Genomic DNA, 19,830 nt, shown 5'->3' with positions numbered 1-19,830 from the left:
AGACCGAACCGCCGTACCCACGTCCGCTCCCACTCCACCCTCGCGCTCAGGCTGGGGCGTCTTCCCAAGGGAGGGACATCGTTTCCGCTGGACTTCCGGCGCATCGACAGGGAGCTCCTCGGGATCGCGCGTCGTGCATTCTGCCGATAACGGAAGCGCTCTCCAAGGGCTTTCTTCTGAAATCGATGCCTTTTCGCCCAGTTACGCTTAGCCAAGCGGGATTGTCACAAAATCGTACGATCGTCCTCACTTTCTCCGCCGCTTGTCGGTGGCAGCAGTCCACCGGGCTCTGCTCGCCGCCCTCCGTGTCGCCTACGACACACACCTCGCCCCTTCGATGGCGCTTCGCGCGATCGTCACCACCTCCCTACCGCCGCCTGCCCGCGGCGGCGGAGGGCGGCGCCACCGGCGACGCCGCCCGCTACCTCATCGGTCGCTCACGGAAATTGCTGCTCCACCGCCGCCGTGCCTGCCGCCCCCGCGTTCTCCGACACATTGTTGCTTCCGCCAGGTCCGCCAGTGCCAGGCGTGCCGGGTTGCAGCATCGTCGGCCCTTCCTGCTTCACCGCCTCGCCTCGGTACGCGATCGCGAACGACGGCCCGCCGAGACCTCCTCCTCCTGGACCGCCGTTGCCTCCCTGGCCTCCCTGCCCCCCGGCGCATGCGTTCTTCGACCCTCCGACGCCCATGCCGCCGACTCCTCCGAGCCCGCCGGCTCCGCCCGGCTGAAGGTCGCCGCCGGCACCTCCCTTGCCCCCCTCGCCCGCCTTCAGCACGCAGTCCTTCAGCGTCACCTTCCCCTCCACGCTCGCCAGCGCGATGCTCGCTCCGCCGGCGCCGCCGCCTTGGCCGGGCAGCCCACCGCAGCCACCAGGGCCGCCGCTGCCTCCGCTCGCTCCTGCTCCCGGCATGGCGCCGGAGCAGATCGCCGCGCCGCCCTTCGCGCCGCTGCCTCCGCCCCCACCTTGCCCGGGCGTGCCCGCTTTGCCGGATCCGCCGCTCACGCCCGTGTAGCCGGATGAACTCAGCGAGCCGAGACCACTCGCAGCCTCGCCGACATCACCCGGCGTACCGTCGGCGCCGCCATCGCCCGTTCCGTTCGGTTCAGGACCACCGCAACTCCAAGCCCCTGCCGGTGGTTCTCCGACACCTGCCGCCCCAAATGGCCCACTCTGACCTATCTGGCCGGCATCGCCGTTGTTTACCCTGCCAGCGCCGCCCCCTCCGCCGATCGACAACGCTCCGCCACACGCATTTTCGATCTGGGCTCCTCCCGGTAGCATGCTATCGGGTGCTCCTGAGGTGTCCAGATCAGTGCATGCATCGGTCCCCGCGTTCCCAGGCGATGCCTGGGCCGGCACCTCGCTCGGCGCATCCTCTCCCTCGGCGCCATCCGCTCCGTTCCCCGCCACCAGTTCGCACCGCGCTAGCTCGGCCTCGGTACCCTCCACCAGCACGGCGATCGACGACGCCCCCAGCGTCTGCGCATCCAACGCGCGGACTGACACGTCTTCGATCCTAACCGCGCCCTCGCCCCGCAGCACCTTCAGCGCGATCCCCTCTTCGCCCGGTGCCACGACCGTCTTCGCCGTCTCGCCGATCCAGTTCCAGCCGTTCGTGCAGTCGAGGCCCCCGAAGATCGCCACGCCCGGGGGTACCTCTGCTGCCTCCGCGAACTCCTCCGCGCACGCGTACACCGCGCCACGCTCCTCCGCTGCCCGCGCGATCGCCACGCTCAGCGTCTTCAAAGGCGCCGCCTTTGTCCCTGCGCCATCGTCGTCGCCGTTCACCGACACGAACACGCCGCACGTATCGCTCGCGGCGGACGTCAACTCGCTCGGAATGCACCCTTCGGGCGTGCCGCCGGCATCGCCGCCCAGGAAGTGGCTGCAGGTGAGCAAGTGCTCGCAGTCGTTCGTCAGTCCGAGAGATAGCGCGTCGCAGCCGCCCACAACCATGGAGGCTGCGATACCCCAGCGCGTCCACCTCGCCACCCGCGTCTTCTTCATTGTGCTCATCATCGCCCAGCTCACCATGTCCCCACGACGAGGACACCGCCCCCGCCTGCGTGCGTCTGAGGCAATACACGCACTCCGTACCCCACAGGTGCAGGTTGCCGAGGCCACAGCGCATAGGCGGCTGCTGCAATCGCCAGCGCGCCCGACGCCGCGTAACCGACGACGGATATAGTACCAAAGGTCTCGGCACGCTTCGTGTCGTTTCGAAGCTCGCGACACTGTTGTATCGTATGGCTCGGAGGCTCGATGCACCGTCCGTCTGCGCCCAGAATCGCTTTCGTATGTTCCTCCGAAGACTCACGCGCATTCATTGACAACACCGTCGTCGTGATGCCCACCGCCAACCCCACCGCGCTCGCCCCACCCAGCGCGATCACCGGCACCCAGTTCCTCTTCGGCAGCGGCGGTGGCGGCTCCACCGGCGGCCCCGCCACCGGCCCTCCCGCCCCCGCCCCCACCGCGCTCCCGCCCCCCTCCGTCGTCCCCGCCGCCGTCGCCCCCTCGCTCTTCGCCGCCGCCAGCGCCAACGTCACCGCCGCCGTCGCTCCCTTCGCCACCGTCACCGTCTGGCTCGCCGGCGCATACCCCACCTGCCTCGCCTCCACCTGGTGCTCGCCCGGCTCCACGAACACCTCCCCTTCCAGCGGCGCTCTCCCTACCGCCTTGCCGTCCACCAGTACTTCCGCTCCGGCGACCCCCACCGTCACCGCCACCGCGCCCACCTGCGCTCGCGACTCCGCGAATCGCTGCTCCGCGGTCGGTTTCAGCTTCGCCACCGTCTTCACCAGCGGCCAGTTCCTCAGCGCGAACGACAGATACTTCGCTGCCTCACGGTGCTTCTTCAGCTGGTACTTCGTGTTCCCGAGGTTGTACGCCACGTCGAACGTCGGGTTCAGCGCCCACGCCGACTCGAGCTCCGCTTCGAAATACGGGTCTGACACCGTGCCAGGCGATGACCCGAGTTCTTCGCCCCACGCAGCACGCGCAGGCGCGCAGCACAGAAGAGCAGCGAGAAGATAGATGCCCACCCCCGGCCCGTGCTCGGCCCTACGGGCCTGCGCGCGGTCCGCCCCTCCCTTGCCCCGCGCTACGCGCGGGACGGGAGGGGTCTCGGTCGCGACGGCCACTCCGCTTCCAGCGCAGCGGCGCGTCCGCCCCCTCGCGCCCCGCGGCTCCCCCGCCGCGCAAAAGCGATCTGCTGCCGGGCTGCCTTCAGCGACCGTAGGATGGTATCCGGGGTTGCGGCCCGACGCAGAAACAGTCAGCAGACCAACGGTCCCTCCGCCCGCGCCTCTTGCGATCCACTCCAGGGTGGTGAAGTTTTCAGCGCCGGGCAGCCCACCGTGCCGCGTCTCCGCGACAAAAGACTCCCTACCACCCCGGCGCGGGGTGCGTTCAACCATTTCTTGTCGCCTCCTTCAGCTCAGCTGACCGCGGATCACCGCGTTCGTCCGCCGCTCCTCCGCATTGCGTTCAGCTATGAAGAATTCTCAACCATCCTCGCCGCGCTGCTCACTTCACTGCCCGCAGCTCGCATTGCCCGCGAAGTCCCAACATTCTCCGCTCACGCCTGCCTCGCCGGCATTCCCCCCTGCCGCCGTGCCTCCGCCTTCGCCCGCTGTGCCCCGTGAAGTTCGCCAAGGGCTCTTCTGAAATCAAAACCTTTTCACCCAGTTACGCGCAGCCATGCAGGACTGTGTCAGAATCGTAGGGTCGTCCTCACTTTCTCCGCCGCTCGCCGGTAGCAGCGATCCAGGGGGCTCTGCTCACCGCCCCCCGCGTCATCCGCGGGCACAACTCTCCCCTTCGATGGCGCTTCGCGCGATCGCCAGTTCCTCCTCCCGCTGCGCTTTTCGGCCCCGCGGGCGGCGTCCTCGAGGACGCCGCCCGCTACCTCATCGCGTGCTTACGGAAGCTCCTGCTCCGCCGCCGCCAAGCCATCGGCGCCAGCGTTCTCCGACACGTTGTTGCTGCCGCCGGGCCCCCCGGCGCCTGGCGTGCCGGGTTGCAGCATCGTCTGCCCTTCCTGCTTCACCGCCTCGCCTCGATACGCGATCGCAAGCGACGGCCCACCAAGGCCTCCTCCTCCTGGACCGCCGTTGCCTCCCTGGCCTCCTTGCCCCCCGGCGCACGCAGCCTTCGAGCCACCCACGCCCGTGCCGCCAACTCCGCCGAGACCGCCAAGCCCACCTGGCTGAAGGTCGCCGCCGGCACCTCCCTTGCCTCCGTTGCCCGCCTTCAGCACGCAGTCCTTCAGCGTCACCTTCCCCTCAACGCTCGCCAGCGCGATGCTCGCGCCGCCCGCTCCACCGCCTTGCCCCGGCAGCCCGCCGCAACCGCCAGGTCCGCCGCTGCCGCCACTCGCCCCAGCTCCCCGCATGGCGCCTGAGCAGATGGCCGCGCCGCCCTTCGTGCCGCCGCCTCCGCCGCCGCCTTGACCTGGCTTGCCCGCTTCGCCGGCTCTGCCGCTGACCCCCGTGTAGCCTGATGAGTTCAACGTGCCGAGGCCGGTCGCGGCGACGCCGGCATCGCCCGGGGCGCCGTTCGAACCATCGTCGCCTCGGCCATTGGGTTCCGCTCCGCCACAGTCCCAAGCGCCGGAAAACGGTTCGCCGACGCCACCACGTGCGGTCTCTGCGGTGCCTTGGCTCGTCGCACCGTCGCCGCCATTGGTCACATTACCATCACCACCACCACCGCCGATCGACAGATCGCCACCGCACTCATTGACCACCTGGGCGCCTCCGGACAGCGTCGCGTCTGACCCCGGGGTGCCATCAACATCACTGCATGCATCGGTCCCGGCGTTCCCAGGCGACGCCTGCGCCGGCACCTCGGTCGGCGCATCGTCTCCCTCCGCACCATCCGCACCGTTGCCCGCGACCAGCTCGCACCGCGCTAGCTCGACCTCCGCACCGTCCACCAGCACCGCGATCGACGACGCCCCCAGCGCCTGCGCATCCAACGCGCGTGCCGACACATCCTCGATCCTCACTGCGCCCTCGCCCCGCGTCACCTTCAGCGCGATCCCCTCTTCGCCGGGCGCCACGACCGTCTTCGCCGTCTTGCCAATCCAGACCCAGCCGTTCGCGCAGTCGAGGCCACCGAAAAGCTTCGCGCCCGCTGGCAGTTCAACCGCTTCCTCGAACGTCTCGGCGCACGCATAGACCCCCGTCCCATTCCCGGCGGCGCGCCGCACCCCCTCGGCGAGCGTCGCGACTGGCTCGGTCCGGGTACCTAAGTTCTCGTCGTTGCCTGTCGAAGCCACGAAGACGCCGCACGTCTCGTCCACGGCGCCGTCGATCTCGCTCGGCACGCATCCGGCAGGGACGACTTCGCTGCCCCTGCCCCGGTATTTCTCGCACGTGAGCATGAGCTCGCAGTCGTTCTCGATGTGGTACCAAAGCCCATCGCAACCACTTGCAATCAACACAACAGCGACGGCCGATCCAAGCAGGGTTCGCCCAAGCGTTCTCATCGTTCGTTCTCCGGCTCGACTCACCACGTGCTCACCATCACAACGCCGAGGCCATCAACCCGCGGCGCGGGCAGTACGAGCAGCGCTCTCGACTTCTCGCCGCTCGTCACTGGCCACACGGCGTAGGTAACGGCGGCAGCGGCGAGGACGCCCGACGCGATGTAGCTGCCCAACGCGACATCCCCCAGCAGACCTGCGCGCTCACCCGAGCGATGGAGCTCCGCGCATCTCTCTGCGAACGACGGCGACGCGAGGCAACCTCCGCCCGCGACAAAGATCTGGTCCTTCTGCGCGCGAGCCTCCGAGTTCGCGTTGTTCGACGCCACCGTCGTCCCGATCCCCACGCCGAGCCCCACCACGCTCGCTGCGCCCAGTGCGATCGCCGGCACCCAGCTCTTCCCCGGCAGCGGCGGTGGCGGCGCCACCGGCGCCGGCGGCTGTCCCACCACCGGCCCACCACCCGTCGCCCCCGCCGCGCTCCCGTCCCCCTCCGTCTTCACGCCCGCCGACGCCTGCGGCGCGGCTTTCACCATCGCCATCGACAGCTTCACCTCCGCCGTCGCTCCCTTCGCCACACCGACCATCTGGCTCGCCGGCTCGTAGTCCAGATGCTTCGCCTCCACCCGGTGCTCGCCGGGGTCGACGAACACCTCGCCTTCCAGCGGCGCCCGCCCCACGCCCTTGCCGTCCACAAGCACCTCCGCTCCGGCCATGCTGACGGTCACCGTCACCGCACCCACCTGCGCTCGCGACTCCGCGAATCGCTGCTCCGCGGTCGGTTTCAGCTTCGCCACCGTCTTCACCAGCGGCCAGTTCCTCAGCGCGAACGACAGATACTTCGCTGCCTCACGGTGCTTCTTCAGCTGGTACTTCGTGTTCCCGAGGTTGTACGCCACGTCGAACGTCGGGTTCAGCTCCCACGCTGACTCGAGCTCCTTCTCCGCCTCCACGTACTTCTTGTCCGAGTAGAGACGCAGCCCTCGTCGAAAGAACGCATCGGCACGCGTCACCGCGTCGCCGGCGCTGGCGGGCGCTTCCTGCGGCGCGGCAGGCTGCGCGCTGGCGACGTCCGCGGCGGCCATCACGGTCGCGGCAGTGAACAACACGGCAAGGCTTCGGCAGTTCATCATCATGGCTCCACCCGGCTTCACTCCATCACGTCATCGGCGAGCTGATTCTCGGTGGCGGGCACAGGCGCCGCCGGCGTCTGCGGTCGTTGCGGCGCAGGGCGCACCGGCCGCGCCGGCGCCTGCGGCGCCGTGGCCTCGGGCGCCGGCGGCTCGCTCGCCGATGCGGTGTCGTCGAGGCTCGGCTCGACCGCGTCCGGCGGCGCCGGCGCCCCAGGCGGCAAGAGCTCCGAGGCCTCCGGCGGCACCTGCGTGTTCCGCACGGGCGCCCCGCTCGACGGCAGCGCCGGCTCCTGCTCTTTCGGCGGCGGCTCTGGCCGCAGGATCGTCGCCAGCACGAACGGGCTGCTCACCGCGATGAGCGCGAGCAGCACCATCAGCCAGGTCGGCATCCACTGCCGGCGCTGTCCAGTCGCCGGCGTGGCTGCCGGCGTCTTCGGCACGGCGACCGGCGGCGGCGTCACCGGCAGCAACGACGACGGCAGCAGCGCCTTGTCGATCGGCGGCAGCGCCCGGTCCGCCCACTGGCTCGGCGCCATCGCTCCCGGCTGCTGCACCGGTGCGCTCTGCTGCACCGGCACGCCTTGCTGCTGCACCAGCACGCCCTGCTGCTGCGCCGATGCGCGCTGCGGAGCCGCTGCGCCCTCGAACACCGGCACACGCTGCGTCACCTGCGCCCCCTGCTGCACCGGCGCGCCCGGATGCACCGGCACACGCTGCGTCGCCATCGCGCCGTGGTACGGCGCCGCTGCACCCGGCGGCGCCGCTGCACCCGGCGGCGCCGCTGCACCCGGCGGCGCCGCTGCACCCGGCGGCGCCGCTGCACCCGGCGGCGCCGCGCCCCGCTGCGCGGCCGCCCCGCCGTGCGGATGCGCCACCGCCGCGTGCGCCGCGCCCTGCTGCGCCGCCGTCGCCGGAAACGGCGGCGGCACCGCTTGCACCGGCAGCGGCGTCCGCGCCGCTTGCCCCGGAAACGGCGGCGGCACCGCGGATTGTCCCTTCGCCAGCGCCGGCACCACCGGGAACTGGAACAGCGGCTGCCCCGTCGGCTTCTGCTGCTGCATCTCCGTCAGCGCGCGGTCCAGCTCCGGGTTGTTCAGCGCCTGCTGCAGCTTCCGCTCCGCAACCTCAGGATCCGCCTCCCGCCGGATGCTCTCCAGATCCGGAAGGTACTGCCGGATGTCGTCGCTGTCCTTGTTGCTGCCCATCGAAGACCTCTCTCCTCAGCGACCACACACTAGAACGGCCTGCACCCCGCCGTGGCGCATGGCCCGGCCGGCTTCGCGCCCTGTTGCTTCGCAGGCGCGGCCGGCTTCGCAGGCGCCGCCTTCTTCTGCTCCTCGATCACCCGCAGAAACGACGGCTTCCGAGGCTTCGGCATCGGGTAGAAGTCCTCGTCGTCCTCCGTCTCCGCCGGCGCCGCCTTCACAGGCGCTGCCTTCGCCGGCTCTGCCTTCACCGCCGCCGCTTGCTCCTTGGGAGCAGGCGCCTTGGCCTCCGCTGCCGCCCCCGTCTTCTCCACGGCTCCGGCCTCCAGCGCCGCCTCGGCCGTGCTCGCCGCCGCGCTCGCCTCGGGCGGCGGCGCTGCGACCGCCGCCGCGCTCTCGGCCAGCGCCGCCGCCGGCGCTGCCGCGCTCGCCGTCGCGCTCTCGGCCGGCGCCGCCGATGCCGCCGGCTCTCCTGTCACCGGCTCCGGCGCCGTGCGCAGCCCCAGCACCGCGCCCACGCCTCCCAGCGTCAGCGCCAGCGCCACCAGCGGCGCCAGCACGTACGCCCTCGGCGCTCGCCGCGGCTGCGTCAGCAGCGCCGCCACCGGCGTCATCGGCGTCTCTTTCCGCAACGACTCCGCCGGCCCCGCGCTCGGTGCCGTCACCGAGCTCGGCGCCGCTGGCCGCGCCGCGATCGGCGGCGCCGTTCCCGGACGCGACGCCTCCGTCGCCAGGAGCTGCGGCGTTACGTACGGCAGCTCCACCTCCTGCGGCCGCTGCGGTGCCGCTCGTCGTGCCTCCCTCAATGGCACGGCGTGCTGCGTCTCCATCACCGGCAACGGCGGCGGTCCCCCATACCCCTGCGCCCCCGCGTGATACCCCTGCGCCCCCGCGTGATACCCCTGCGCCCCCACGTGCGACGCCGGCCCGCCGTACGACGGCGGCAACGGCGGCGGTCCCCCATACCCCTGCGCCCCCGCGTGATACCCCTGCGCCCCCGCGTGATACCCCTGCGCCCCCACGTGCGACGCCGGCCCGCCGTACGACGGCGGCATCGGCGGCGGTCCCGCATACGCCTGCGGCATCGGCACCGGCCCACCATACGACTGCGGCATCGGCGCCGGCCCACCATGCGACTGCGGCATCGGTACCGGCCCACCGTGCGACTGCGGCATCGGTACCGGCCCACCGTGCGCCTGCGCCATCGGCACCGGTCCCGCATACGCCTGCGCCCTCACCTCCGCCGGCGGCAACGGCCCAGAATAACTCCCCGCCCTCACCTCCGCCGGCGGCTGCGGCGTCGCCGCCGCCCCCGCTCGCTGCGCCATCCTCTCCGCCCACGCCCCGGACAGCTTCGCCGTCGACTCCAGCGGCTTCAGCGCCGGCAGCGGCTCCGTATGCCCCACCCCCCGCCCTCGCGGCACGCGCGACGACGGCGCAAACGGCAGCGCGCTCGCCGGCGCCACGAACTGCTCCAGCGGCGCCGTCTCCCCGTGCACCACCCGCCGCCCTCTCTTCTTCTCCTCCTCCGCCGCCGCGCTCCCTCGCTCCATCCCGCCCTCCTGCCCCGCCTCCTCCGTCTCCGCCTCGTCCTCCACCGGCGCGCTGTCCTCCAGCGCCACCCCCGCGAACGCCGCCTGCCGCTCCGCCTCCAGCCGCTCCCGCGCCAGCCGCTGCGCCAGCACGTGCCCCGCCGGCACCGTCTCTCTCAAGAGCCCCCGCAGGTCCCGCGCCACATCGTCGAACCTCGGATACCGCTCCTCGCGGTCGATCGCGATGCACTTCGCCACCACCGGCCACACGAACTCGGGGCAATCCGGCACGATCTCGTGCACCGGCTCCGGCGCCGCCACCAGGTGCCCTGTCAGCGTCTCCTCCGCCGTCGCTGGCTCGCTGTCGTCCAGGAACAGGTGCTTCCCCGTCAGCACCTCATAAAAAATCGCACCGAACGCGTAGATGTCCGTACGCCCATCCGGCCTCGCACGCTCCACGCGCTCGGCCTTCCTCGAGCTCGTGTACAGCATCTTCACCTGCTCCGGCGAGATGTACCTCACCGTCCCCACGTCCGGCAGATCATCGGTGTTCATCCCCCCGTCCGCGAACTTCGCTATCCCGAAGTCGAGCAGCCACACGTGCCCTTTCGCGTCCGCCTTCGTCCCCACCATGATGTTCTCGGGCTTCAGGTCCCGGTGCCATATCCCCTTCGAGTGCACGAACGTCATCGCGTCCGCCACCTGCAGCATCACGTGCATCGCGCTTAAGAAATCGAGACGGTACGCCTTGTTCAGCAGCTTCCTCAGCGTCCTGCCCTCGAGGTAATCCATCACGATGTACGCCACGTGATCCGGCGACACACCCGCCTTCTTCATCCTCACGATGTTCGGGTGCTTCAGCTTCGGATAGAACTTGCACTCCTGCCGGAACCGCCTCGCGAAGTCCTCTCTCTTCAGGTGCCGTGGCAGCATGCACTTGATCGCCACGACATCCTCCGAGTAGTCCTCCACTGCCTTGTACACCTCACCCATCCCACCCGCGTCGATCACCTCCGTGATCCGGTAGTCCAGGAACACGTCCCCGGCCTTCAGCGCCTCCCGCGCCATCACCACACCCCCATCCCGCGCAGCACCAGCGCCGCGATCGCCGAGAACACCACCGTGCTCGCAAGCGTCAGCCCCGCGAACAGCCGCGCGTCCACCGGCGCCTCCCCCGCCTCGACCGCCACGCCCCCGCAGGCCCTCGCCCTGCTGCTCCCCTCCGGCCTCGCCTCGAACCACGCCCTGCTCTGCGGCCCCCACCCCGCCTCCGCCTCCGGCATCCGCGCCGCTCTCCCGCTCCCGTCCTCCTCCGCGAGCTCCGCCCCGATCCGCGCCAGCTCCTCCCCGAACGCCTCCGCGCTCTGAAACCGCTCCTCCGGCCGCTTCGCAAGCGCCTTCAGCACCGCACGGTCCAGCGCCGCCGGGATCCGCTGCCCCGCGTACCGCGACGGCGGCGCCGGCGGCTCCACCACGTGCGCCCGCAGCAGCGCCAGCGCGTCCTCGACATGGGCGAACGGACCGTGCCCCACAACAAGCGTATACATCAGCAGCCCCACCGCATACACATCCGCCCGCGCGTCCACAGGCTGGCACCGCGCCTGCTCCGGCGAGGCCGTCCGTGGCGTCCCCACCAGCAGTCCGGCGTCGGTCGGATACGCCGGCCCGTCCACCACAGGCGGCGCCCCCGGCGCCGCGCCGGCCAGGGCGCCGTCGAGCACCTTCGCGACGCCGAAGTCGAGCACCTTCGCGACCCGGGCGCCGCCCGGCGCCGCCGCCCCCGGCGCGCACAGGAACACGTTATCGAGCTTCACGTCGCGGTGCACCAGCCCCACCCGGTGCGCCGCCGCGAGCCCCGCCAGTACCTGCCGCACCAGATCGATCGCCTCGGCCACCGGGAGCGGACCGCGCCGCTGGAGCTCCTCCCCCAGGGTCCGCCCTTCGAGCCGCTCCATCACGAAATACGGGCGCCCCGACGGCGTCTGCCCCAGATCGAGGACCGACACCACGTGCGGCGACGACACAGCCGCCAGCGCCCGCGCCTCCACCTGCAGCCGGTCCGCGAACCGCGGATCGTGCGCCAGCGCGCGGCGGACCAGCTTCACCACGACCCGCTTCCGGAGCGCGCGGTGCTCCGCCTCGACGACCTCCCCCATGCCCCCACGCCCGAGCACCCGGACCGCCCGGTAAGGTGTGCCTTCCAGCACATCCCAGGCACCGCCCGAGCGCCCTGAGCCGTCTGAGGTGCCGCGTTCCACCAGCGAGGTCTCCTGAGATGGAAATCACGACCAGGGCGCCGGTTCAGACAAAGAAAATGCACCGGCGATGCCGATTCCTGAAAAACGACATCAATTCAATCTGTTACCAGCCCTCGCGGCCATGGCCACGACCACGGCCGCGGCGCACCCCGGCGCTCCGGCGCACGGTCCAGCCCTCCAACCGCCCCGGCACCCCGCCCGCGCCCGGCGCCGGCGCGCCTCCGGGGGCGGGCGCGACAAAACGATCCCGGCGTGTCGCTTTCCTTGTCTGAAACGAGCACCCGGCAGTGATTTAGGAGAAGGAACGGGCGCCGCACGCACGCGGGCCCCCCTGCGCGAGGTCCCCATGACGCACGACGCTTCCGACCAGCACGACGACCTGGAGCCGCCCGGCGACGCCGATCCCATCGTGGAGGCCTGTCTCGCCGACGCGCTCGGCCCGTACCTCGGGGTGCTCTCCCCCGAGGAGATCGAGGATTACCGCAGGTACCTCGCGGTCTTCATCACGACCCACCCCACGGCGGCGCCGCTCCACGCTCGCTTGCGGGCGAAGGGCTACGTCCCGGCCGGGAGCGGCGCGATGGCCCGCGAGGGCGGGGGCGCGAGCGAGGAGGCGGCGGCGCCCGACGACGGGACCTCCGGCGGGCGGCATTGATCAGGGACCGGCGTCCTCCTCCCTCACCTCACCCCCCGCGGGAGCGCATCATGGCGGCGCTCCCCCTCGCTCGCCGCGTCGCCAGGGCGACCGCGCGGATCTACGGCGTGCGGACGCGCCAGGGCATCGAGGACTGCGAGCAGACGGCCTACCAGGCCCTCCTGGAAGCCGGGCTCGGCTTCGATGAAACGCGCGGCGTCCCCCTCGGCATCTATGCCTGGAAGCGGGTCGCCGGCGCCGTGATGCGGCAGCTGACCCGCGACGCGCCGATCCGGCGCGCCGGCGCCGCCGCCGCGCTCGACGCGGCGGAGTCGATGCGCGACACCAGCGATCCGTTCAGCGACGACGACGACGACGCGTCGGGCCAGCTCATGGCCCATTGCCGGACGCTCGTCTTCACCCGCTTCGTGGGGGACACGGGCGAGCGGCTCAGGGCGCACCCGGAAGACGCGCTCGCGCGCACGCGCGCCTTCGAGGCGCTCGCCGCGGCGCTCCGCGGCCTCGACGAACGGGAGGCGCGCCTCATCGAGCTGCGATACTGGCAGGAGCTCTCGTGGGCCCAGGTCGCCGCGGCGCTCGGCGTCCACGAGAAGTACGCGACCCGCATGGACGAACAGCTGCGGAAACGCCTTCGGGGCGATCTGCAGACGAGCCACGTCGAGGAGCCGCCGCCGAGCGAGGGGACCTGAAGGGACCTCAGCGCAGGACCACCCGAGCTTCCGGCGCAAAAGGCAATTACAGGCGATAACACCGTCCTCCCCCGCGCGCCCGTCTTGAGCCGCGAATCAGCTGCAATTGAGCCGTAATCGGGCCGTAATCGGGCCGTAATCGGGCCGTAATCGAGCCGCGGCGCCCCTCCCGGACGCGCCGCGGGCCGACTCGAAATCTCGCGCCGCGCAAAAGAGCATTTACAATGCCCATCCTGCCTGAGAGCGTGACGGATGGTGCATTCCCCGGCGCGTCGCCGGAGGACAACCAAGGAGGCACCATGGCCCTCAAAGACCTCTCTCCTCGTCAAATGGTCCAGATCACCGGCGCCTGGCTCGACCCGGAGCGCGAAAGGCCGCGCCTCGTGTCGCTGAAGCGGTGTGCCCCGCTCATCGACGATATCGAGGAGGCGCACGAAGGCGTCTTGAAGTCGCACCGGCGGCAGAAGAAGGCGGACGACCAGATCTCCGAGATCCAGCAAAAGCTGGTCGCGACCGATCAGATCCATGATCGCAAGGCCCGCGGCGCCCATGCGGTGCTCACCGGCTTCGCCGATCTGGCCGACGAGCCCGAGGACGCGGCGATCTACCTCGAGATTCGCGATCAGCTCTTCGCGGATGGGCTCAAGTTCATCGGGGCGAGCTACAGCGATGAGGCCGGCGAGGTGAAGCTCGCGCGCGACCGGCTGACGCCGGAGTCCAAGGCGGCGCTCCGGGCGCTGCCGACGCCGGGGGGCAACCTGCTCAAGGCGGTGCAGGCGTGGTTCGCCGCGGGCGACGAGCTCGGCAAGCTCGACGCGCAGCGGATCCACCTTTCGGCGGAGGACCGGCCGGGAGCGGCCGAGTCGCCCGGCGGGCAACTCCGGGCGCGCAACCGCTGGATCAAGGTGGTGCGCAGCGTCCTCCAGATGCTGGAACTCGAGGAGGCCGGCGAGGAGACGGCGCGCCGGCTGCTCGCGCCGCTCCAGCGGGAGACGGCCAAGGCCGAGCGCCGGCGCTCGGGCGGCAAGGAGGAGACCGACGTGGAAGGCGGCGCGCCGTCCGACGCCGGCGAGAAAGCGATCGACGAGGGAGCCCCGGCGACCGGCGTGGATTGACGGGGCCGCCCCTCCGCCGGGCCCTCCGGGCTGACTCGATCCGTTAACCACCCCCCTCCGCCGGGCCCTCCGGGCTGACTCGATCCGTTAACCACCCCTCCGCCGGGCCCTCCGGGCTGACTCGATCCGTTAACCCCCCCTCCGCCAGGCCCTCCGGGCTGACTCGATCCGTTAACCACCCCCCTCCGCCGGGCCCTCCGGGCTGACTCGATCCGTTAACCACCCCCCTCCGCCACCCCCCTCTCAACGGATCGCATCCGTAAACGCTCCCCTCCCCCGACCATCGGTCACCAGCGGGTCGTGAACGTGGTCGTGAACGTGGTCGTGGTCGTCGACGGCACAGTCGTGAACGTGAACGGCCCCCGGAAGTCGCCGCTCCCATTCGTTGGCCAAGGGTTTCGGCAGAACGTTCACGTCAACGATCGAGCCGTCGACGACCACGACCACGACCACGACCACGTTCACGTTTACGACGCTCTCCTCCCCCTCTCGATGGATCGCCTCCGTTACGCCCCCCTACGCCACCCCCTCACCATGGATCACCTCGCCTCTCCCGCTCCGCGAGACCCCTCACAATGGCTCGCGCCCTTCGAATAGGCCGTCGCGTCTGCTTGACGCACCACGTCGGCGCTGCCATGACCGGCTCCCTCCGCCTCGGGCGTGCTGTTTCAGCCGCGCGCGCCGGGTCCACGCATGGGGCCGCCGGCCCGGCTGCCGCAGGCGTGGCGCGTCCTTGCCGAGGCGGACTACGCTCTGCGTTACCACACAGCAACAGGAGCCACCGAGCCGTGAAGATCCTCGTTCCGCTCAAGCGCGTCGCCGATCCGGATAACGCGAACAAGGTGAAGATCCCCGCTTCCGGGGACAAAATCGAGACGACCGGGCTCGAGTGGAAGCCGAACCCGTTCGACGAGTACGCGCTCGAAGCGGCGCTCCGCCTGACCGAGGACGGCAAGGCGCCGAAGACGCGGGCGGGCGAGGTCGTCGTCGTCACCTTCGGACCGAAGGAGACCGAGCAGACCCTCCGCGCCGCGCTCGCCACCGGCGCCGACAAGGCCATCCGGGTCGACGTCACCGACGACAAGCTCGACGGCGACCTCGTGGCCCGCGCGCTCAAGACGCTCGTCGAGCGCGAGAAGCCCGACGTCGTGCTGATGGGCAAGCAGGCCGTCGACGGTGACTCCAACCAGGTCGGCCAGATCCTCGCCGAGCTGCTCGACTGGCCGCTCGCCACGTTCGCCGCGACCATCAAGGAAGAGAAGGGCGCGCTCCTCGTCGGCCGCGAGGTCGACGGCGGCGTCTCCACCCTCCGCGTGCGCCTGCCGGCCGTCGTCACCGTCGACCTGCGTATCGTCGCGCCGACCAGCGTCTACTCCCAGAAGACGGCGCCCGCGTTCAAGTACAACGACGGCGTCCGCTTCGCGGCGCTCCCCGCGATCATGGCCGCCAAGAAGAAGCCCCTCGCCGAGGTGAAGCTCGCCGACCTCGCCGCGGACCAGGCGCTCAAGGTCCAGTACAGCGCGTTCCAGCCGCCCCCCGCGCGCAAGGCGGGCATCAAGGTGAAGGACGTCAGCGAGCTCGTCTCGCGCCTCAAGAACGAGGCGAAGGCCATCTGACGGGACGCAGCAGGGACAAGACCGGACGCGACAAGAGGTCGAAGACATCGAGGGTGCCGCCGACGCGGACCCCGACCCGCAGCGGCGGGTCGTGCAGGAGGGATCATGGCTGACGTTCTCGTGGTGGCCGAGGCCGCCGATGGAAAGCTGAAGAAGACGACCCACTCCGCTGTCACGTTCGCGAGGCAGGCGGCGGCGGCGCTCGGCGGGACGTACTCGATCCTCGTGATCGGCGACGCCCTCGGCGACGCGGCCGCCGAGGCAGCGACGCTCGGCGCGGCCAAGGTGCTCGTCGCCCAGGCGAGCTCGCTGAAGGACTACGTCGCCGAGCGCTACGTGCCGACCGTCGCGGCGGCCGCCAAGGGCGCCGCCGTCGTCGTGGGCACCGCGAGCGCCTACGGCAAGGACCTGCTCCCGCGCGTCGCGGCGCGGCTCTCGGCAGGGTTCGCGAGCGACATCTCCGAGCTCCTCCCCGAGGGGGGCAAGCTCAAGTACAAGCGCCCCATGTACGCCGGCAACGCGTACGGCGTCTGCACCGTCTCGACCCCCGTCCAGGTCGTGAGCGTCCGCCAGAGCGCGTTCGCCGCCGCCGAGCCCACCGGGTCGACGTCGCCGATCGAGCAGGTCGCGGTCGTCCCGCCGAGCGCGGCGGCCGAGCGCGTCGAGTTCGTCTCCTTCGACCAGGTGAAGAGCGAGCGCCCCGAGCTCACCGAGGCCAAGGTCGTCGTCTCCGGCGGCCGCGCCCTGAAGGAGCGCTTCAACGAGGTCCTCGACCCGCTCGCCGACGTCCTCGGCGCCGCCGTCGGCGCCAGCCGCGCCGCGTGCGACGCCGGCTACGCCGCCAGCGACCTCCAGGTCGGCCAGACGGGCAAGGTCGTCGCCCCCTCGCTCTACGTCGCCGTCGGCATCTCGGGCGCCATCCAGCACCTCGCCGGGATGAAGGGCTCGAAGGTCATCGTCGCCATCAACAAGGACGCCGACGCGCCCATCTTCCAGGTCGCCGACTACGGCCTGGTCGCCGATCTCTTCGCGACCGTGCCCGAGCTCGTGAAGCAGATCCAGGCAGCCCGCAGCTGATCTTCGCGCGACCGTCCTCGCGCGACCGAGACGGCCGACGCAACCAACGCAACGGACGCGACCGACGCGGCCACCACAACCGACGCGGCCACCACAACCGACGCGACCAGCACAACCGACCCCGCCGGGGTGCACCTCGTCCGCCCTCCAGCGATGCGAGCGTACCCCGGCTCACCGGATGAGTCCGTCCAGCGAGAAGTTCACGTTCACGGGCGCGATTTCCGTGTCAGGTCGCGCACGTAGCATCTTGTTCGCGTCCTGCGGCCGTGGGATCCCTTGAGCTCTATGCCCGAACGCCCGGACATGCCGATCGTCGCGGCGCTCGCGCAGGCGCGGGCATTGCTGTACGACACGGCCACGACCACGGAGCAGCGGCGGCTCATCGGCCCGACGGTCATGGAGATCGACCGCGCGATCGTGAGCCTCGATCCGACCGCGAGCGCCTCCTTCGAGCTCACGCCGCTCGCTGCGTCGGTGCCGCCGGTCGACACGGAGATCGAGGCGCTGCGCCGCGAGGTCGAGCGGCTGCGCGTGATCACCCAGCACGAGCGCGGGCTCCTCGACGCGCTCCTCAGCGAGAGCCCTCACGGCATCATCGTCTCCGACAGCCAGGGCAAGCTGATCCTCCAGAACCGCGCCTCCGAGCGGATCTGGGCCGGCAGCTCCACCGCCGAGAACGTCGAGGGCTGGGGGCGCTACCGGGCGTTCCACCCCGACGGGCGGCCGTTCGAGGGCGGCGACTGGTCGATGGCGCGGTGCCTGTCGCGCAGGGAGAGCGTCCCCGCGGAGGAGGTCCACTTCCAGCGCTTCGACGGCACCCACGGGATGCTGCTCGGCAGCTGCGCGCCGCTCTTCTCGCCGGAGGGCGAGATGCTCGGCGCGGTGTCCATCTTCGCCGACATCACCCAGTTCAAGCAGCTCGAGGCGGACCTCCGGGTCAGCAAGACCAAGTTCTCGACCACCCTGAAGAGCATCGGCGACGCGGTGATCTCGACCGACGGCACCGGGCGGATCGACTTCATGAACGCCGTGGCCGAGACGCTGACCGGCTGGACGCTCGATGAGGCGAAGGACCGCCGCCTGTCCGATGTCTTCCGGATCATCTCCGAGCAGACGCGCCACGACCTCGACAACCCGGTCACCGAGGTGCTGCGCCACGGCGGCATCATCGGGCTCGACGACACCACGCTGCTGCTGCGCAAGGACGGCTCGGAGCTCGCGATCGACTCGAACGGCGCGCCGATCCGGAGCGAGGAGGGCGAGCTCGTCGGGCTCGTGCTGGTCTTCCGCGACGTGACCGAGAAGCGGCTCGCCGACAAGCGGCGCTACTTCATCGGCGAGGCGAGCCGGCAGCTCGCGCTGTCGGGCCTCGACTACGAGAGCACGCTGGCCAACGTCGCCCGCCTCGCGGTGCCGCACATCGCCGACGCCACGGTGGTGGACATCGTCGAGCCGGACGGCTCGCTCGGCCGGCTCGCGGCCGTGCACGCGAGCGACACGAAGAAGGCGCTGGGGCGGGATCTCCCGGCCCGCTACCCGACGGATCCCGAGGTGCCGCGCGCGGTGCACGCGGTGCTCCGGTGCGGCGAGTCGCTCCTGCTCCCCGAGGTCGAGGGCATGGCGTGGCAGCGCGCCGCGTCGCTGAAGCCCGGCAACGAGTGCTGGTCCGGCGCGCACGACCCGGCGTACCTCGCGCTGCTCCGGGAGCTCGGCGTCCGCTCGGCGATGATCGTGCCGCTGCGCGCCCGGGACCGGACGCGCGGGGCGATCACGCTGCTCTCGACCGAGCCGAGCCGGCGCTACACCGTCGAGGATCTCGCGCTCGCCGAGGAGCTCTGCAACTTCGCCGCGCTCGCGCTCGACAACGCCCAGCTCTACCGCGAGTCGCAGCAGGTCAACCGCGCCAAGGACGAGTTCCTCGCGACGCTCTCGCACGAGCTCAGGACCCCGCTCACCGCGATCCTCGGCTGGGCGCGCATGCTGCGGCAGGGCTCGCTGAAGCCGGACACGCACGTCCGCGCGCTGGAGGCGATCGAGCGCAACGGCACGCTCCAGGCGCAGCTCGTCGAGGACCTCCTCGACGCCTCCCGCATCATCACCGGCAAGCTGCGGCTCGACGTGATGCTGGTCGACCTGCCGCCGGTCATCAACGCCGCCATCGACGCGGTCCGCCACGGCGCGGACGCGAAGGGGATCGAGCTGCTCGTGCAGCTCGACCCGAACGCGGGGCCGATCTCGGGCGACCAGACGCGGCTGCAGCAGGTGGTGTGGAACCTCCTGTCGAACGCGATCAAGTTCACCCCGCGCGGCGGCAAGGTCTCGATCCTGCTCGGCAGGGCCGAGGGCCTGGCCCGCATCCAGGTGAGCGACACGGGCCAGGGTATCGTGCCGGAGTTCCTGCCGTACGTGTTCGACCGCTTCCGCCAGGCCGACAGCACGAGCACGCGGCCGCACAGCGGGCTCGGGCTCGGCCTTGCGATCGCCCGCCACCTCATCGAGCTCCACGGCGGCACCGTGAAGGCGGAGAGCGCCGGGGACGGCAAGGGCGCGACGTTCACGGTGGACATCCCGCTCGCGCCCCGGGGCGCCATCGCGGCGCTCCGGAGGGCCGACGGGCTGGTCCCCCTGTCCAATGAGCTGGAGCCGACGCTCCAGGGCGTCCGGGTGCTGATGGTCGACGACGAGCCGGACGCGCGGGAGCTCGTGACCACGGTGCTGGAGCGCAAGGGGGCGAGCATCACCGCGGTCGCGACGGTCGACGAGGCGCTGTCCGCGATCGAGCGCGAGAAGCCCGACGTGATCCTGAGCGATCTCGGGATGCCCGGGGAGGACGGCTACAGCCTGATCCGGCGCCTGCGTGCGCAGAGCCCCGAGCAGGGAGGGCGCATCCCCGCCGCGGCGCTGACCGCGTACGCGAGCGCCCAGGACCGTACACGCGCGCTGCTGGCCGGCTTCCAGTCGCACGTGCCCAAGCCGATCGAGGCGTCGGAGCTAGCGGCCGTGATCGCCAACCTGGCGGGCCGCACCGGCTAGGACCGCCCCCGACCACGCCCCCCC

The 19,830-nt window shown here is 71.2% G+C and carries 14 protein-coding genes; 6 read left to right on the top strand and 8 right to left on the bottom strand.

Translation table 11 applies throughout. The features are described 5' to 3' along the window. Positions 1-437: 437 nt before the first annotated feature. From WMF39_RS03515 to WMF39_RS03485, 7 genes are all read right to left on the bottom strand, one after another. Positions 438-2,009, bottom strand: coding sequence for a PGRS family protein (locus WMF39_RS03515; protein WP_437744134.1), 1,572 nt, complete (start codon positions 2,007-2,009; stop codon positions 438-440). A 20-nt stretch (positions 2,010-2,029) separates the two neighbouring features. Beyond that, positions 2,030-2,959 carry a PEGA domain-containing protein gene (locus tag WMF39_RS03510; RefSeq protein ID WP_437744133.1) on the bottom strand — a complete coding sequence of 310 codons (930 nt, stop codon included), beginning with the start codon at positions 2,957-2,959 and terminating at the stop codon, positions 2,030-2,032. A gap of 965 nt (positions 2,960-3,924) precedes the next feature. After that, positions 3,925-5,496 (bottom strand): PGRS family protein, encoded by a 1,572-nt coding sequence (locus WMF39_RS03505; RefSeq protein ID WP_437744132.1) that lies wholly within the window; start codon positions 5,494-5,496, stop codon positions 3,925-3,927. 20 nt (positions 5,497-5,516) lie between these two features. Further along, on the bottom strand, positions 5,517-6,623 hold the full coding sequence (locus WMF39_RS03500; protein WP_437744131.1) for a PEGA domain-containing protein: 1,107 nt from the start codon (positions 6,621-6,623) through the stop codon (positions 5,517-5,519). A 20-nt stretch (positions 6,624-6,643) separates the two neighbouring features. Then, positions 6,644-7,831: a hypothetical protein gene (locus tag WMF39_RS03495; RefSeq protein WP_437744130.1), complete on the bottom strand. Its 1,188-nt coding sequence runs from the start codon at positions 7,829-7,831 to the stop codon at positions 6,644-6,646. 29 nt (positions 7,832-7,860) lie between these two features. Beyond that, positions 7,861-10,431 (bottom strand): protein kinase domain-containing protein, encoded by a 2,571-nt coding sequence (locus WMF39_RS03490; RefSeq protein ID WP_437744129.1) that lies wholly within the window; start codon positions 10,429-10,431, stop codon positions 7,861-7,863. After that, positions 10,431-11,570 carry a serine/threonine-protein kinase gene (locus WMF39_RS03485; RefSeq protein WP_437744128.1) on the bottom strand — a complete coding sequence of 380 codons (1,140 nt, stop codon included), beginning with the start codon at positions 11,568-11,570 and terminating at the stop codon, positions 10,431-10,433. Before WMF39_RS03485 ends, WMF39_RS03490 begins: the two co-directional genes overlap by 1 nt. 397 nt (positions 11,571-11,967) lie before the next feature. On the opposite strand from WMF39_RS03485, the gene WMF39_RS03480 reads away from it, so the two are divergent. The 3 genes from WMF39_RS03480 to WMF39_RS03470 all read left to right on the top strand — a co-directional run bounded on the left by WMF39_RS03480 (position 11,968) and on the right by WMF39_RS03470 (position 14,080). After that, entirely contained in the window at positions 11,968-12,276 is a 309-nt protein-coding gene (locus tag WMF39_RS03480; RefSeq protein WP_437744127.1) for a hypothetical protein, read from the top strand. A gap of 50 nt (positions 12,277-12,326) precedes the next feature. Continuing rightward, positions 12,327-12,965, top strand: a complete 639-nt coding sequence (locus tag WMF39_RS03475; RefSeq protein ID WP_437744126.1) for a sigma-70 family RNA polymerase sigma factor — start codon at positions 12,327-12,329, stop codon at positions 12,963-12,965. A 299-nt stretch (positions 12,966-13,264) separates the two neighbouring features. Next, positions 13,265-14,080, top strand: coding sequence for a hypothetical protein (locus WMF39_RS03470; RefSeq protein ID WP_437744125.1), 816 nt, complete (start codon positions 13,265-13,267; stop codon positions 14,078-14,080). A gap of 243 nt (positions 14,081-14,323) precedes the next feature. On the opposite strand, the gene WMF39_RS03465 is transcribed toward WMF39_RS03470, so the two are convergent. Then, the gene (locus WMF39_RS03465) at positions 14,324-14,545 is read right to left on the bottom strand and encodes a hypothetical protein (protein ID WP_437744124.1); all 222 of its coding nucleotides are present in this window, start codon (positions 14,543-14,545) and stop codon (positions 14,324-14,326) included. A gap of 323 nt (positions 14,546-14,868) precedes the next feature. On the opposite strand from WMF39_RS03465, the gene WMF39_RS03460 reads away from it, so the two are divergent. The 3 genes from WMF39_RS03460 (at position 14,869) to WMF39_RS03450 (ending at position 19,806) form a co-directional block, all read left to right on the top strand. Continuing rightward, the gene (locus WMF39_RS03460; RefSeq protein ID WP_437744123.1) at positions 14,869-15,696 is read left to right on the top strand and encodes an electron transfer flavoprotein subunit beta/FixA family protein; all 828 of its coding nucleotides are present in this window, start codon (positions 14,869-14,871) and stop codon (positions 15,694-15,696) included. A gap of 105 nt (positions 15,697-15,801) precedes the next feature. Beyond that, complete coding sequence (locus WMF39_RS03455; RefSeq protein ID WP_437744122.1) at positions 15,802-16,773, top strand: electron transfer flavoprotein subunit alpha/FixB family protein; 972 nt, start codon at positions 15,802-15,804, stop codon at positions 16,771-16,773. A gap of 285 nt (positions 16,774-17,058) precedes the next feature. Further along, positions 17,059-19,806, top strand: coding sequence for an ATP-binding protein (locus tag WMF39_RS03450; RefSeq protein WP_437744121.1), 2,748 nt, complete (start codon positions 17,059-17,061; stop codon positions 19,804-19,806). Positions 19,807-19,830 lie beyond the last annotated feature (24 nt).

This window comes from Sorangium sp. So ce1504, from assembly GCF_051521635.1.
In the GTDB taxonomy this organism is placed as follows: domain Bacteria; phylum Myxococcota_A; class Polyangia; order Polyangiales; family Polyangiaceae; genus Sorangium; species Sorangium cellulosum_B.
This window is presented reverse-complemented; position numbering and strand designations above follow the sequence as displayed.

Coding starts and splice junctions, on each gene's coding strand:
- WMF39_RS03495 (WP_437744130.1), bottom strand. CDS start 7,831: ATGGGCAGCAACAAGGACAGCGACGACATCCGGCAGTACCTTCCGGAT.
- WMF39_RS03500 (WP_437744131.1), bottom strand. CDS start 6,623: ATGAACTGCCGAAGCCTTGCCGTGTTGTTCACTGCCGCGACCGTGATG.
- WMF39_RS03470 (WP_437744125.1), top strand. CDS start 13,265: ATGGCCCTCAAAGACCTCTCTCCTCGTCAAATGGTCCAGATCACCGGC.
- WMF39_RS03475 (WP_437744126.1), top strand. CDS start 12,327: ATGGCGGCGCTCCCCCTCGCTCGCCGCGTCGCCAGGGCGACCGCGCGG.
- WMF39_RS03490 (WP_437744129.1), bottom strand. CDS start 10,431: ATGGCGCGGGAGGCGCTGAAGGCCGGGGACGTGTTCCTGGACTACCGG.
- WMF39_RS03455 (WP_437744122.1), top strand. CDS start 15,802: ATGGCTGACGTTCTCGTGGTGGCCGAGGCCGCCGATGGAAAGCTGAAG.
- WMF39_RS03450 (WP_437744121.1), top strand. CDS start 17,059: ATGCCCGAACGCCCGGACATGCCGATCGTCGCGGCGCTCGCGCAGGCG.
- WMF39_RS03480 (WP_437744127.1), top strand. CDS start 11,968: ATGACGCACGACGCTTCCGACCAGCACGACGACCTGGAGCCGCCCGGC.
- WMF39_RS03505 (WP_437744132.1), bottom strand. CDS start 5,496: ATGAGAACGCTTGGGCGAACCCTGCTTGGATCGGCCGTCGCTGTTGTG.
- WMF39_RS03515 (WP_437744134.1), bottom strand. CDS start 2,009: ATGAAGAAGACGCGGGTGGCGAGGTGGACGCGCTGGGGTATCGCAGCC.